This is a genomic window from Micromonospora sp. NPDC005161, assembly GCF_053599855.1.
This window is the reverse complement of record NZ_JBSFYQ010000030.1, coordinates 79,298-93,487: the sequence shown is the minus strand read 5'-3', so window position 1 is coordinate 93,487 and position 14,190 is coordinate 79,298. Positions and strand designations below refer to the sequence as shown.

Below are 14,190 nucleotides of genomic sequence, written 5' to 3'. Positions count from 1 at the left end.
GGCGGCGGCCGACCGGCCGCCGCCGGTGGTCACGCCGCCAGGGCGGCGTTGGCCTGGGCGATGAAACGGGAGGTGGCCGCGCGGGTGCCGGCGCGCCCGGAGCGGATGCTCTCCGCGGCGGTGACGAGCAGGGTACGCACCTTGGCGTGCCCCTTCGGTGGTGGCGCCGGTGCCGGCCCGAGCTGTTCGGCGATGCTGGCGTTGAACGCGGCGGCCCGCTGCTGCGCCGGGTCGGTGATGCTGCCCTCGGTGTAGCGGCGCACGGCGATGCTGGCGTTGAGGCCGCGTTCGTGGCCGAGGACGGTGCCGGCCTCGCCGTTCGTGGTCAGAAAGTTGATCACGTCGATGACGGTGTCCGGGTGGCGGGTGCCGCGGAACGCCGCCCAGTACATCGACGCCCGCGCCCACTGCGCACCCGGCGGGCCGGGGAAGCCGACCACGCCCAGCTCGGCCTCCGTGAGCCGTTGCAGCTCCGGCAGCTGGTGGGACCAGGCGAAGGACGCGGCGGTCAACCCGCTGACCACCAGTTGCCGGGCCGGCTCCCCGCTGTCGGCCTGCTCGACCAGCGCCGCGCCCGGCGTGGCCCGCCCGGCCCGGGCGCGCTGCCACAGCTCGAACCAGCCGATCAGCTCGTCCGCGCCGAAGCCGAGCTGGCGTCCCCGGTAGAACTCGCCGCCCTGGGCGCGCAGCCAGAGCCAGAGCGCGCGGTAGTCGCCGGACGCGTCCATGGTGCCGGCCACCTGGCCGTCGCTGGCCTCGGTGACCTGTTCCGCCCAGGCGATGTAGTCCGCCCAGGGCATCCCGCCGCGTGGCTCCGGTACCCTCAGCTCCCGCAGCAGGTCCCGGTTGAACACCACCGCCGCGAGGGTCTGCCCACCGGCCACCGCCATCGTCCGCCCGTCCACCGTGCCGTAGCGGATCAGGCTCTCCGGCAGGCCGCGCAGGTCCAACCGGTGGTCGGCGACCCGCTCGGTGAGGTCAAGGACGATCTGGCGCTGGGTGTACTCGGTCAGCACGGCGTCGTCGAGCTGGATCAGGTCCGGCACGTTGCCGCCGGCCGCCTGGGTGGCCAGCCGGTCGTAGTAGCCGTCGGCGCCCTGCCAGGTGACGCGGAAGGTGACCCGGGGGTTGCGCTCCGAGTAGAGCCGCAGCACCTTCTCGGTCAGCTCGGCCCGCTTCGTCCCACCCCACCAGAAGACCGACAGCTCGACCGGCCCCTCGTCGGTGGATGTGGCGGGGCCGTCGCTGCATCCGGTCAGCCCGCCGGCGGCCAGCAGGGGAGCACCGAGCAGCGCGCCCAGCACTCGGCGCCGGCCCGGGTCGGCATCGAGGCGGTCGATCGGGGGTCGAACAGCGGGCACGGGATCTCCTGGCACCTGCGGGTGGCGACGGTCGGACCATTCACGCAGGCGGCGCGGGAAGGTGTCAACGTGCGTCCGGGCACCGCTGCCCGCAACGGCGAGCGCGGGTGGTCGAAGCGGGCGTCCCGGTGCCGCGTGGTGTACTAGGGCGCGTGGAACTTCTGCACTCGGGCAAGGTCCGGGACGTCTACGCCGACGGCGACGACCTGATCCTGGTCGCCTCGGACCGCATCTCGATCTACGACGTGGCGCTGCCGACGCCGATTCCGGACAAGGGTCGCCTGCTCACCGCCCTCTCGCTGTGGTGGTTCGAGCAGCTCGCCGACCTGGTGCCGAACCACGTCATCTCGGCTGCCGACGTGCCGGCGGAGTTCGCCGGGCGGGCGATCCGCTGCCAGCGGCTGGACATGGTCCCGGTCGAGTGCGTGGCCCGGGGTTACCTCACCGGCGGTGGCCTGCGGGAGTACGAGCGCACCGGCGCGGTCTCCGGCGTGCCGCTGCCCCGGGGGCTCGGCGAGGCGTCGATCCTGCCCGAGCCGATCTTCACGCCGTCGAGCAAGGCCCCGGTGGGCGAGCACGACGAGCCGATCACGTTCGCCGACGTGGTGGACAAGGTGGGCCAGGCCACCGCCGAGCGGCTGCGGCAGATCACCATCGACATCTACCGGCACGGGGCGGAACTGGCCGCCGACCGGGGCATCCTGGTCGCCGACACCAAGATCGAGCTGGGCTGGGCGCCGGACGGCACCCTGGTCCTCGCCGACGAGCTGCTCACCTCCGACTCGTCCCGGTTCTGGCCGGCCGAGTCGTACCAGCCCGGGCGGGTGCAGTTCTCGTACGACAAGCAGTACGTGCGGGACTGGGCCACCGGCAGCGGCTGGGACAAGCAGGGTCCGGCGCCGGACATGCCGGCCGAGGTGGTCGAGGCGACCCGGGCCCGCTACGTCGAGGTCTACGAGAAGCTCACCGGTAACCGCTGGAGCTGAGCCGGGCGGGGCGTGGTACGACGCTGTCTTCGACGCGTCGGGTCACCGTCGCGCACCGGGAACCCGGCGCACCGAGGGCCCGCGAGCGAGGCTCACTCCACCCAGTCGAGGGTGCGCCGCACGGCCTTGCGCCAGTTGTGCAGCTCCCGGTCTCGCAACTCGGGGGCCATGGCCGGCTCCCACTGCGCGTCCGAGCGCCACTGCTCGCGCAGGGTGGCCAGGTCCGGCCAGAAGCCGACCGCGAGGCCGGCCGCGTACGCAGCGCCAAGGCAGGTGGTCTCGGTGATCCGGGAGCGGACCACCGGCACGTCGAGCACGTCCGCGAGGAACTGCATGAGCAGTCGGTTCGCGGTCATCCCGCCATCCACCCGGAGCCGGCGCAGCGCCACGTCGGAGTCGGCGTTCATCGCGTCCACCACCTCGCGGGTCTGCCACGCCGACGCCTCCAGCACCGCCCGCGCCAGGTGCCCCTTGTTGATGTAGCCGGTCAGCCCGGCGATCACGCCACGCGCGTCGCTGCGCCAGTGCGGGGCGAAAAGCCCGGAGAACGCCGGCACCACGTAGCAGCCGCCGTTGTCGTCCACGGTGCGGGCGAGTTCCTCCACCTCCCCGGCGGTCGAGATCAGACCGAGGTTGTCCCGGAGCCACTGCACCAGCGAACCGGTGACCGCGATCGCGCCCTCCAGCGCGTACGCCGCCGGCTGGCCGTCGATCCGGTAGGCGACCGTGGTGAGCAGGCCGTGCGTCGACGGGACCGGGCTGGCCCCGGTGTTGAGCAGCAGGAAGCTGCCGGTGCCGTAGGTGCACTTCGCCTCGCCCGGCTGGAAACAGGTCTGGCCGAACAGGGCGGCCTGCTGGTCGCCGAGCGCGCTGGCCACCGGCACTCCGGCCAGCACCCCGGTGGCGGTGCCGTACACCTCGGCGGAGCTGCGGATCTCCGGCAGCATGGCCGCCGGCACGCCCATCGCGTCCAGCAGCTCCGGGGCCCAGGCCAGGGTGGCGACGTCCATCAGCATGGTCCGGCTGGCGTTGGTCACGTCGGTGACGTGCTCGCCGGTCAGCTTCCAGATCAGCCAGCTGTCCATGGTGCCGAAGAGCACCTCGCCGCGCTCGGCGCGCTCGCGTAGGCCGTCCACCTCGTCCAGCAGCCAGCGCAGCTTCGGCCCGGCGAAGTAGGTGGCCAGCGGGAGGCCGGTGCGGGTCCGGAACAGCTCCTCGCCGTACGCCACCTCCAGCTCGCGCAGCAGCGGCCCGGTCCGGGTGTCCTGCCAGACCACCGCGTTGGCCACCGGCCGTCCGGTGGCCCGGTCCCAGACCACGGTCGTCTCCCGCTGGTTGGTGATGCCGACCGCGGCCAGCCCGGCCGTGTCGGTGCCGGCCGACCGCAACGCCTTCTGGACGACCTGCTGGACGTTGTCCCAGATCTCCTCGGCGTCGTGTTCCACCCAGCCGGGTCGGGGAAAGATCTGCCGGTGCTCGCGCTGGGCCACGGCGACGATCTCCCCGGCCCGGTCGAAGACGATGCACCGCGAGGAGGTGGTGCCCTGATCGATGGCGGCGACGTACTGGGGGGTCACCGCAGCACCGTACCCGGACCCGCCGCGCGGTGCGACCGGCGTCACGGTCGGTTGCGGCCCGCCGCCGTCCTGCGCCGACCGCTTCGCCTACGATGTGCGAACGTGCGCGACATCGCCGTTTTCAGTGGAACCGCCCATCCCGACCTCGCCGCCGAGATCTGCGCCCACCTGGGGGTGCCGCTGCATCCCGTGCGGGTCTCCCGGTTCGCCAACGACTGCCTGGAAGTGCAACTGCAGGCCAACTGCCGGGAGCGGGACGTCTTCCTGATCCAGCCATTGGTGCCGCCCGTGCAGGAGCACCTGGTCGAGCTGCTGCTGATGATCGACGCCGCCCGGGGGGCGTCCGCCGGCCGGATCACGGTGGTGCTGCCGCACTACGCGTACGCCCGCTCCGACAAGAAGGACGCGCCGCGGATCTCGATCGGCGCCCGGCTCGTCGCCGACCTGCTCACCTCGGCCGGCGCCGACCGGGTGCTCGCGATGACCCTGCACTCGCCCCAGGTGCATGGCTTCTTCAGCGTCCCCGTGGATCACCTGCACGCGCTGCGCGAGCTCGCCGCCCACTTCCGGCGCTACGACCTCAGCAACACCGTCGTCGTCTCGCCCGACCTGGGTAACGCCAAGGAGGCCGCGGCCTTCGCCCGGCTGCTCGGCACGCCGGTCGCGGCGGGGGCGAAGCAACGGTTCAGCGACGACCTGGTCAAGATCAGCGCGGTGATCGGTGAGGTGACCGACAAGGACGTCATCGTGCTGGACGACGAGATCGCCAAGGGCAGCACGGTCGTCGAGCTGATGGAGCACCTGCGTGGCCTGAAGGTCCGCTCGATCCGGTTGGCCTGCACGCACGGCCTCTTCTCCGGCGACGCGCTGCGGCGACTCAGCGATCAGCCCGGCGTACTGGAGATCGTCTGCACCAACACGGTGCCCATCCCGACCGACAAGCGGGTCCCCGAACTCCAGGTCCTCTCGGTGGCCCCGGCCCTGGCCGAGGCGATGCGCCGGATCCACAACGGCGAATCCGTCTCCGCGCTCTTCGCCTGAGCCCCACGACGGTGGTGGGCGGGGGTCAGAGGGCGGTGCGGTTGCGGATGGTGAGGGCTGAGGTGATGCGGACGGTGGTGCCGGCGGTGCCGGTGGCCACCTCCATGGCGTCGGTCAGCTCGCGGGCCAGCCAGAGGCCCCAGCCGCCCGCGGTGTCCGGGGCCGGCCGCCGGCGGTCGCCCAGGCGCTGTGCGCTGATTCCGTGCCCGTGGTCGGCAACCTCGCAGACCAGCGTCCCCGGCTCCTGCCAGAGCCGCAGCCACCCTCGCCCGCCGCCGTGCCGCACGGCGTTGGTGATCAGCTCGTTGACCGCCAGCACGAAGTCGTCGAGCCGCTGGCCGATCAGCCCGCAGGCGTGCGCGCAGGAGGTGACCGAGTGGCGGATCTCGGTCACCTGGGCCTGGTCGAAGGCATCGGCGATCAGGAGGGCAGGTTCGATGGGCACAACCGTACGCGGTGCGTGCGGATCTGCGTTCGTCATGGCCCCGTCCCGACGGCGGATCTCGGAGAATTTCGCGGCTTTTCCACCGTACGTCAGGGTTTCCCGAACCGCACTCGCTGCCGGCCGCCCGGCTGGTCGGACTGTGGCATCCTGACCGCCATGCCGTCGCCATCGGGTGGATTCGAGGTGCCGCTCTGGCGGGCGCTCGCGGTGTTCCGGTTCGCGTCCCTGGCGTACGTCGGCGTGCTCGCGGTACGCGACGCCGACCGGTACGCCCACCCGTTCGTCGTCGCGGCCCTGGTCCTGGTGATGATCGCCTGGACGGCGGCGACCGCGATCGGCTACGCCCGCCCGGCCTGGCGGCGCTGGCCGCTGCTGCTGGCCGACCTCGGGGTGGTGATGGCCATCGTGTTGGCGACCCCGTGGGTTGTCGGCCGGGCGGCGCTCGCCACCGGCGTGCCCACCCTGGGGGTGGCCTGGATGGCGGGCCCGGTTCTGGCCTGGGCGGTCTCCGGTGGCCGCCGGCGGGGCACCGTGGCCGCGCTGCTGGTCGCCGGCGCGGACCTGGCCACCCGGGAACGGATCGGCCAGTCCTCGTTCACCGGGGTGATCCTGATGCTGCTCGCCGGAGTGGTGGTCGGGCATGTGGCCCGGCTCGCGGCGACCGCCGAGGAGCGGCTGCAACGCGCGGTGGAGCTGGAGGCGGCCACCCGGGAGCGGGAGCGGCTGGCCCGGGGCATCCATGACTCGGTTCTCCAGGTGCTGGCCCTGGTGCAGCGGCGCGGCGCCGACCTGCCCGGCGAGGCCGGCGAGCTGGCCCGCCTGGCCGGTGAGCAGGAAGCCGCCCTGCGCGCGCTGATCGCCGGCGCCGCCCCGGCCGACCCCACCGCCCCGGACGCGGCCGGCACGGTGGATCTTCGGACGCTGCTCGGCCGGTACGCCTCACCGGCGGTGTCGCTCTCCGCGCCGGCCACCCCGGTGTCGCTGCCCCGGCAGGTGGCCGGGGAGTTGGCCGCCGCGACCGGCGCGGCGCTGGACAACGTGGGGCGGCATGCCGACGGGCGGGCCTGGGTGCTGATCGAGGACGAGGGGGCGACCGTTACCGTGTCGATCCGCGACGAGGGGCCGGGCATCCCGGACGGCCGGCTGGCAGAGGCGGCCGCCCAGGGGCGGCTCGGCGTGACCCAGTCGATCCGGGGCCGGATGGCGGACCTGGGCGGGACGGTCCGGATCCTGTCGGCCCCCGAGGCCGGCACCGAGATCGAGCTGACCGTGCCGAGGGCGGAGCCGTGACCCCGGTGCGGGTGATGGTGGTCGACGACCACCCGATGTGGCGCGAGGGAGTGGCCCGTGACCTGACCGAGGCCGGTTTCCTGGTGGTGGCCACCAGCGGCGAGGGGCGGCAGGCGATCCGGGTGGCCCCCGCCGCCCGACCGGACGTGGTCGTCCTCGACCTGCAACTGCCGGATGTCTCCGGCGTCGAGGTGGTCCGCGGGCTGCGCGTGGTGCTGCCGGAGGTGCGGGTGCTGATGCTCAGCGCCAGCGGCGAGCAGCAGAGCGTGCTGGACGCGGTCAAGGCGGGGGCCACCGGGTACCTGGTGAAGTCGACGGCGCCGGCCGAGTTCCTCGACGCGGTGCGCCGCACGGCTGCCGGCGATCCGGTGTTCACTCCCGGCCTGGCCGGGCTGGTCCTCGGCGAGTACCGCCGGTTGGCCGCCGGGCCGGGGTCGGACGCCGGGGCGGCCGGCGGCGCGGAGCCCGGGGCGCCGCGCCTCACCGACCGGGAGACGGAGGTGCTGCGCCTGGTGGCCAAGGGGGTGTCGTACAAGCAGATCGCGCAGCGGCTCGGGCTGTCGCACCGCACCGTGCAGAACCACGTGCAGAACACGCTGGGCAAGCTGCAACTGCACAACCGGGTCGAGCTGACCCGGTACGCCATCGAGCGGGGCCTGGACGACTGAACCCGCTCAGACCGAGCGCGGCGGCTCCGTCTCGTGGATGGCCAGCTCCTCGGCGCTCGCCCCGCCGCCCGCCGAACCAGCGTCGTACGCCACGGAGTCGGTTTCCTGGTCGGTGTGCGCCCCCTCGTCCGGTTCCACCAGCCGGCCCACCGTGGCGTCGGCCACCGTGCCGAGCTGGCCGTGGTCGTAGAGGGAGACCGGCGAGTTCGGGTCCGAGGTCGGACCGGGGTTCATCACGTCGGCATCCAACTGGGCCTCGGCCGCGGCTTCCAGGTTGTCGGCCTCGAAGGCGATCTTCGGGTCGATCGTGCCGGCCAACGGGTCGTCCACCGGGCGCTCGTAGACCTCTCGGTCGAGCTTGTAGTCCAACGACTCACCGTCGAGCTGTTCCTCGGCGGTGGTCCCGAACCGGTCCACCGCCACCGGCGTCCGGTCGCCGGGCAGCTGGGCCGGGTCCGGGCCGTCCGCCTCGCGCCCGGTGAACACATCGTCGTTGGCCGTCGAGTCGTCGTCGGCGGTGCCGGGCAGGCCGTCCGCCTCGGTGTCGGACACGGGGGTCGGGTACTCGTTGTCGCGCATGTCTGATCACTACCCGCTGCCCTGCCGCCGTAACCGGGGGCTGCCGGCCGTGTGGTGGCGAGCCGGACACCAGGGCGGGAACAACCCGTCAGCCGGCGGGGCCGGGTTCGTCATCGGGGTGCAGCACGCACCAGACGACCTTCCCGTCCGGTACCGGGCTGCTGCCCCACCGACGGGCCACCGTGTCGATCAGCAGCAGGCCCCGCCCGCCGGCCCGGGTCGGTGGGGCCGGCCCGGCGAACGCGGGTCGGAGGGGGGAGTGGTCGCGAACCGCCACACGCAGGGTGCCCGCCTGGGGAGCGAGCCGGACGGTCATCGGGGTCCGGGCGTGCGCCACCACGTTGTTGACCATCTCGGTGATCGCGAGGCTCGCCGGTTCGGCCAGGGTCCGCACGTCCCAGTGCTGGCAGCCGGTGGCGACCAGCTCGCGGGCCTGCCGGGCGGCGCCGACGGTCGGGGCGAGCTCAGCGGTGAGGACCGCCGCCAGTGGCGCCGCCGCCAGCGCGCCGTCCAGGGTGGGCCAGGCCGGGACGCCGGTCAGTGCGGCGTCGGCACCGCCGGACCCGGAGATCGCCGGGTCGCAGAGCAGCAGGTCCGCGGCGGGCCAGTCGGCGACCTCCCGGCGGATCTCGGCGAAGACGCCCCGCCCGACCTGGTCGGCGACCCGCAACCCGGTCACGTCGGCCACCACCGTGCCAGGTCGGTCGCAGAGGCGGGCCAGCAGCGCGGCCCGGACGGTGTCGGCGCCGGCCGCGTCGAGCACTCCGGTCAGCCGGACCACCCCGGACGACTCGTCGATCTCCACCAGACAACGCACGTCGGTCGGCATGATCGCCCCATTGTGCGCCCGTACGACGGAGGTCGCATCCGGCCGCCCGATACCCGTCATCAGCGGGTCAACCGGGACCGGCGGGTGATCGCCGCCATCGTGCCGACCGCGGTGCCGGCGGCGGCGAGCCCGAACGCGGCGGTCATTCGTACCAGCTGGCGCCGCCGGCCGTGCCAGCCACCGTTCCGGCGGCCCTGAGCATCGGCGTGGAACACGTTGCCGCTGCTGTCCATCCGCGCGCCGGGGCCGAACTGGGTCCGGTGGGCGTACCAGCCGAGGGTGCGCTCCATGAGCGCCGGTGCGAGCCGCCACTGCAGGCCGAGCAGCCGGGCGGCGCCGCCGGCGTACGCCTCGCGGCGGGGGCGGCGCAGCAGCCGGACGATGGTCTCGGCGACCACCTCCGGCGGGTACACCGGCGGTGGCGGCAGCAGCTCGCGGCCGCTGTGGTTGGCCGCGTGCCGGAAGAACGGGGTGTCGATGGTCGCCGGGAGCACGGTGCAGACGGAGATCTGCCCCCGGCCGGTGACCCGTAGTTCCTGCCGGACGGTGTCGGCCAGCCCGCGGATGCCGTGCTTGGTGGCGTTGTACGCCGACTGGTACGGCATCGCCACCTCGGCCAGCACCGAGGCGTTGTTGACCAGCACGCCTCCGCCGGCCGCGCCGAGGTGCGGGAGCGCGGCCTTGATGCCGTGCACCGCGCCGAGCAGGTTCACCTCCACCACCCGTCGGAACTCGGCGACCGGGATCTCGTCGAACAGCCCCACGACCCCGACCGCGGCGTTGTTCACCCACGCGTCGATCCGCCCGAACTCGGCCGCCGCCCGATCAGCCAGCCGCTGCACCGACTCCAGGTCGGTCACGTCGGTCGGTACGGCCAGCGCCCGGCCGCCCAGTTGCCGGCAGTGTTGGGCGACCTGCCGCAGCGCCGGCTCACTGCGGGCGGCCAGCACGACGGCGGCGCCCCGGCGGGCCAGCGCGTACGCGGTGGCCGTGCCGATCCCGCTGGAGGCGCCGGTGATCACCACGGTCGAATCGTCGAGGCTGCGGGTCAGCGGCATTCCTGAGCCGTACCCCCGGTAGGGCCCGGTCATACCACCGGCCGTTGGTCGATCAACGCGGGAGAGCCTCCCGGCGGAGCCGCGCCGGGAGGCTGTCGTGATTGTCGTGGCGCAAGTGTCGGTGGCACCTGCGGGGACTGTTCCGATCTGCCAGGTTTCGGCTCCCGGTCACCCGGTTAATGGGACGCTCTGACCGGGAGGACCACTGCCGAGGAAAGATCGCAGGGAGGTGACCCATGCGCGTCGGCCTCGTCTGCGCGCACACCAGCTCGTACCGGCACGCCGACGGCCCGCCGGTCGGCACCCAACAGCACATCGCGCGGGTCGCCGCCGAGCTGGCCGGCCGAGGTCACGACGTCCGGCTCTACGAGCGTCGGGACGACCCGAAGCTGCCGGTGACGATGGACGTCGACGGCTACCAGGTGCATCGGGTTTCAGCCGGCCCACCCGCCCCGCTGCCCACCGCCGAGCTGATCCCCCACGTGACGGAGTTCGGCCGTTGGCTGACCGACGAGTGGGCCGGCGCCTGGCGGCCCGAGGTGGTGCACGGGCACTACTGGATCGGCGGCCTGGCCGCCGCGCACGCGGTCCGGGAGACCGACCTCCCGGTGGTGCAGACCTTCCACTCGCTCGGCGTCGAGCAGCTGCGCCACCTGGGCGGCCGATACGACGGGCCGGGAGAGCGGATCCCGCTGGAACGCGCGCTGACCCGAGCGGTGGACATCGCGGTCGCCCAGTGCAACGACGAGGTGGACGAGCTGACCCGGATGGGCCTGCAACGCAGCTCGGTGGCGATGGTGCCGGCCGGGGTGGACACCGAGCAGTTCCACCCCGACGGTGAGGCGGCGCCCCGCGAGCAGCGGTCGCGGATCCTCTCCGTCGGCGGGCTCTCCCCCGGACACGGCCAGGAGGACCTGATCCGGGCGATGCGACTGGTCGGCGACGCCGAGCTGGTGATCGCCGGCGGGCCGATGGCCGACCAGTTGGCCAACCACACCGAGGCGCGCCGGCTGCGCGAGCTGGCCGAACAGGTCGGCGTGGCCGACCAGGTACGGCTCGTCGGCGCGGTGCCGCACGACCAGATGGCCACCTGGTACCGGTCGGCGGACGTGGTGGCCTGCACGCCGCACTACTCGTCGGCCGGGCGGGTCTCGCTCGAGGCGATGGCCTGCGGCGTGCCGGTGGTCGGCTACGCGATGGGCGGGCTGGCGGACGCGGTCGTCGACGAGGTCACCGGCCGGCTGGTGCCGCCCGGCGACGTACGGACCCTCGGGGTCTCCCTGCGCCGGCTGCTCGCCGACAACGCCGGGCGGTTCGCGTACGGCCACGCCGCGGTGGACCGGGTCCGGAGCAGCTACACGTGGGAACGGACCGCCGGTGCGCTGGAACGCCTCTACGAGCGGGTGGTGAGCCGCCGCAAACCGGTCGAAGCCTGAGCGCGGCGCCGGACGTGGGGTGTGTGCTGGTCAGCCGGGCTGGCCGACGCCCACCATGGCGCGGTCGCGGCGGCGCGCCTTCGCGTGGTGGTGCTGCGGCTCCGCGTACCGCGTCAGCCCGATCACCGAGGCGAGGGTGACCAGGAAGCCGACCGCGGCCAGCCACTCCCGACCCGGCCAGATCTTGTCGTTGAGCAGCAGGAGGCCGACGATCGCCGCCGGCACCGCCCCCGCGGCGTCCATCGCGGCGACCGCGGCGGTGGTGGAGCCGCGCTGCATGGCCAGGCCGAGCAGCAGCTGACCGACGATCGAGTGGACGATGAGCAGGTAGAGCAGCGGGTCGGCGAGGAACGCCTCGGCGGACGGCGCGGAGGCCAGTGGCCGGGCGGCCACCGCGGCCGAGGAGAACGCCAGCCCGGCCAACGAGCCGAGGGCCACCGAACCGGGCGCCCCGTGCAGCCGGACGGCGAAGAAGCCGAGCACCGCGATCACGCCGAGCGCCACCAGCAGGGCGACCGAGCCGGCGGTGCCGAGCTGCCGGGACGGCGCCGGCCGGGCGGCCAGCACCAGCGCGGTGATCCCGGCGAAGAGCAGGGCCAGCAGCGCCACCTCGGCCACCGGTAACCGCCACTTCAACACCACCACGCCGAGGATGGCGGTCACCCCGAGCCCGGCGGCCACGCTCGCCTGGACCAGGAACAGCGGCAGGTCACGCCGGGCCAGGAACGCGAGCACGAACCCGCCGATCTGGCAGCTCAGCCCCACCAGATACGTCCGGTGCCCGGCCAGCCGCAGCAGCAGGCCCGGATCGAAGGTGTGGTGCACCGTGGTGCGGGCCGCGGCCACCGACTGAAGCAGGTTGGCGACGCCGTACGCGACGATCATTGCCGCGAGGAAGCACCAGCCGGAGGAGACCACCTGGCGAGGATAGAGGCTGCCGGGGGTCAGCGCGCGGCTGGTCGATCGAGCCGGGCGAGGATGTCGGCATGCAGCACACCGTTGGTGGCCACCAGGCTGCTCTCGGTGCCCGGCTCGCCAGTCGGAGCCGGTCGACCGGCCAGATCCGTGACCGTGCCACCCGCCTCGGTGACGATGGGGACCAGCGCCGCCATGTCCCACAGCGACAGTTCCGGCTCGACCATCACGTCCAGTGCGCCCTCGGCCAACAGCATGTAGCCGTAGAAGTCGCCGTACGCCCGGCTGCGCCAACTGGACCGCATCAGGTCGAGCATCGCGTCGAGCCGGCCGGCGCGCTCCCAGCCGGTGAGCGACGAGTAGCAGAAGCTGGCGTCGGCGAGCCGCCGAACGGCGGAGACTCCGATCCGCTCGCCGGCGGCGGGGCCCGGCCCGGCGTACGCGCCCGCGCCGAGGCTCGCCCACCAGCGTCGTCCCAGCGCCGGAGCGGACACCACGCCGACCACCGGCCGGTCCGCGTCGAAGAGCGCGATCAGGGTGGCCCAGACCGGCACTCCGCGGACGAAGTTCTTGGTGCCGTCGATCGGGTCGATGATCCACCGCCGGCCGTCCGGAGCGGCGGCCGGCTGGTCGCCGTACTCCTCGCCGAGCAACCCGTCGGCCGGCCGGTGCTCGGCCAGCAGCGCCCGGATCTCCCGCTCCACGGCGGTGTCCGCGTCGGAGACCGGGGTCAGATCGGGCTTCGCCTCGACCCGCAGGTCGAGCGCGCGGAACCGGGCCGTGGAGATGGCGTCGGCCCGGTCGGCGAGCAGGTGGGCGAGGGCGAGGTCGTCGGCGTACCCGGTCATGCCGGCAACCTAGCCGACACCCGACGGGTCACTCGTCCGGGCCGCGCCGGTCACCCTCGCCGGGGCCGCGCTGGTCGGTCTCGCCGCGCTGGTCGCCCTCGCCGGCCCGGGAGGCGAGCAACCGGCGGTACGAGGCCAGCCGGCGCGGATCGGCCTTGCCGGCGGCCACCCAGGCGTCCAGTCCGCAGTCGGCCTCGTCAGCCGTGTGCGGACAGTTGGGCGGGCAGTCGACGGTGCCCTCGACCAGGTCGGGAAAGCCGTGCAGCAGGCTGTCGGCGGAGACGTGGGCGAGCCCGAAGCTGCGGATCCCCGGGGTGTCGATGATCCACCCCGGGTCGGTGTCGACGCCGGGCACCGGCGGCAGTCGCAGCGCCACCGCGCTGGTGGAGGTGTGCCGGCCACGACCGATCGCGCTGACCACGCCGACCGCCCGGGCTGCGTCCGGGACGAGGCGGTTGACCAGCGTCGACTTGCCCACCCCGGAGTGCCCGACCAGCACCGACACCCGGCCGGCGAGCAGCGCGCGCAGGGCGTCCAGGTCGGAGTCGGGGCGGTTGAGCACGTACGGCAGCTCCAGCTCGGTGTAGTAGCCCAGCACCTCGTCCGGGCCGGCCAGGTCGGCCTTGGTGAGGCAGAGCAGGGGCTCGACGTCCGCGTCGTACGCGGCCACCAGGCAGCGGTCGATGAACCCGGTGCGCGGCGGCGGGTCGGCCAGCGCGCTGACGATCACCAACTGGTCGGCGTTGGCCACCACCACCCGCTCCAGCCGGCCCTCGGCGGTGGTCTCGTCGTCGTCGGCGGTGCGGCGCAGCACCGAGCGGCGTTCGGCGATCCGGACGATGCGGGCGAGAGCGCCCTCCGCGCCGGAAGTGTCCCCGACGAGGCTGACCCGGTCGCCCACCACCACCGACTTGCGGCCCAGCTCACGGGCCCGCATCGCGGTGACCGTGGGCAGTTCGGCACCGACCACGCCGCGCTCGGCCCCGGACAGCACGCAGGTGTAGCGCCCCCGGTCGACGGCGATGACGAAGCCGTCCACCGCGTCGGCGTGCCGGGGTCGGGTGCGCGTACGCGGGCGCGAGGACTTCCCGGGCCGGACCCGTACGTCGTCCTCGTCGTACTCCCGCCGTTTGGTCGCCAGGACCTGTCCTCTTCTC

General features: G+C 73.8%; 14 protein-coding genes. 5 read left to right on the top strand and 9 right to left on the bottom strand.

The genetic code is table 11. The features are described from left to right. Positions 1-29: 29 nt before the first annotated feature. Positions 30-1,361: an ABC transporter substrate-binding protein gene (locus ACWD5O_RS25585; RefSeq protein ID WP_450086785.1), complete on the bottom strand. Its 1,332-nt coding sequence runs from the start codon at positions 1,359-1,361 to the stop codon at positions 30-32. Between the two features lie 152 nt (positions 1,362-1,513). On the opposite strand from ACWD5O_RS25585, the gene ACWD5O_RS25580 reads away from it, so the two are divergent. After that, positions 1,514-2,347, top strand: coding sequence for a phosphoribosylaminoimidazolesuccinocarboxamide synthase (locus tag ACWD5O_RS25580; RefSeq protein WP_354963737.1), 834 nt, complete (start codon positions 1,514-1,516; stop codon positions 2,345-2,347). Positions 2,348-2,439: 92 nt separating this feature from the next. Here the strand turns inward: ACWD5O_RS25580 and glpK are convergent, their stop codons facing one another. Continuing rightward, positions 2,440-3,924, bottom strand: a complete 1,485-nt coding sequence (glpK, locus tag ACWD5O_RS25575) for a glycerol kinase GlpK (RefSeq protein WP_450086784.1) — start codon at positions 3,922-3,924, stop codon at positions 2,440-2,442. A 102-nt stretch (positions 3,925-4,026) separates the two neighbouring features. Between glpK and ACWD5O_RS25570 the strand changes: the two genes are divergently transcribed. Continuing rightward, positions 4,027-4,965: a ribose-phosphate diphosphokinase gene (locus ACWD5O_RS25570; protein WP_450086783.1), complete on the top strand. Its 939-nt coding sequence runs from the start codon at positions 4,027-4,029 to the stop codon at positions 4,963-4,965. A 25-nt stretch (positions 4,966-4,990) separates the two neighbouring features. Here ACWD5O_RS25570 and ACWD5O_RS25565 read toward each other — a convergent pair whose 3' ends face one another. After that, the gene (locus tag ACWD5O_RS25565; protein ID WP_450086782.1) at positions 4,991-5,446 is read right to left on the bottom strand and encodes an ATP-binding protein; all 456 of its coding nucleotides are present in this window, start codon (positions 5,444-5,446) and stop codon (positions 4,991-4,993) included. A 120-nt stretch (positions 5,447-5,566) separates the two neighbouring features. Here ACWD5O_RS25565 and macS point away from each other — a divergent pair, with 120 nt between their 5' ends. Together macS and ACWD5O_RS25555 are read left to right on the top strand one after the other, a co-directional pair. Further along, positions 5,567-6,700, top strand: a complete 1,134-nt coding sequence (gene macS, locus ACWD5O_RS25560) for a MacS family sensor histidine kinase (protein WP_450086781.1) — start codon at positions 5,567-5,569, stop codon at positions 6,698-6,700. A gap of 14 nt (positions 6,701-6,714) precedes the next feature. Further along, positions 6,715-7,368: a response regulator transcription factor gene (locus ACWD5O_RS25555; protein WP_354964003.1), complete on the top strand. Its 654-nt coding sequence runs from the start codon at positions 6,715-6,717 to the stop codon at positions 7,366-7,368. Positions 7,369-7,374: 6 nt separating this feature from the next. Here the strand turns inward: ACWD5O_RS25555 and ACWD5O_RS25550 are convergent, their stop codons facing one another. From ACWD5O_RS25550 to ACWD5O_RS25540, 3 genes are all read right to left on the bottom strand, one after another. Next, positions 7,375-7,947 (bottom strand): DUF5709 domain-containing protein, encoded by a 573-nt coding sequence (locus tag ACWD5O_RS25550; protein ID WP_450086780.1) that lies wholly within the window; start codon positions 7,945-7,947, stop codon positions 7,375-7,377. 88 nt (positions 7,948-8,035) lie between these two features. Then, positions 8,036-8,776 (bottom strand): ATP-binding protein, encoded by a 741-nt coding sequence (locus tag ACWD5O_RS25545; RefSeq protein WP_450086779.1) that lies wholly within the window; start codon positions 8,774-8,776, stop codon positions 8,036-8,038. Positions 8,777-8,835: 59 nt separating this feature from the next. After that, positions 8,836-9,834 carry an SDR family oxidoreductase gene (locus ACWD5O_RS25540; RefSeq protein ID WP_450086778.1) on the bottom strand — a complete coding sequence of 333 codons (999 nt, stop codon included), beginning with the start codon at positions 9,832-9,834 and terminating at the stop codon, positions 8,836-8,838. A gap of 236 nt (positions 9,835-10,070) precedes the next feature. On the opposite strand from ACWD5O_RS25540, the gene ACWD5O_RS25535 reads away from it, so the two are divergent. Beyond that, the gene (locus tag ACWD5O_RS25535; RefSeq protein WP_450086777.1) at positions 10,071-11,270 is read left to right on the top strand and encodes a glycosyltransferase; all 1,200 of its coding nucleotides are present in this window, start codon (positions 10,071-10,073) and stop codon (positions 11,268-11,270) included. Between the two features lie 30 nt (positions 11,271-11,300). On the opposite strand, the gene ACWD5O_RS25530 is transcribed toward ACWD5O_RS25535, so the two are convergent. From ACWD5O_RS25530 to rsgA, 3 genes are read right to left on the bottom strand one after another with little or no spacing between them, the layout of a single operon-like run. Beyond that, entirely contained in the window at positions 11,301-12,188 is an 888-nt protein-coding gene (locus tag ACWD5O_RS25530) for a hypothetical protein (RefSeq protein WP_354963746.1), read from the bottom strand. A gap of 26 nt (positions 12,189-12,214) precedes the next feature. After that, entirely contained in the window at positions 12,215-13,033 is an 819-nt protein-coding gene (hisN, locus tag ACWD5O_RS25525; protein WP_450086776.1) for a histidinol-phosphatase, read from the bottom strand. A gap of 28 nt (positions 13,034-13,061) precedes the next feature. Further along, the gene (gene rsgA / locus ACWD5O_RS25520; RefSeq protein ID WP_450086775.1) at positions 13,062-14,072 is read right to left on the bottom strand and encodes a ribosome small subunit-dependent GTPase A; all 1,011 of its coding nucleotides are present in this window, start codon (positions 14,070-14,072) and stop codon (positions 13,062-13,064) included. Positions 14,073-14,190 lie beyond the last annotated feature (118 nt).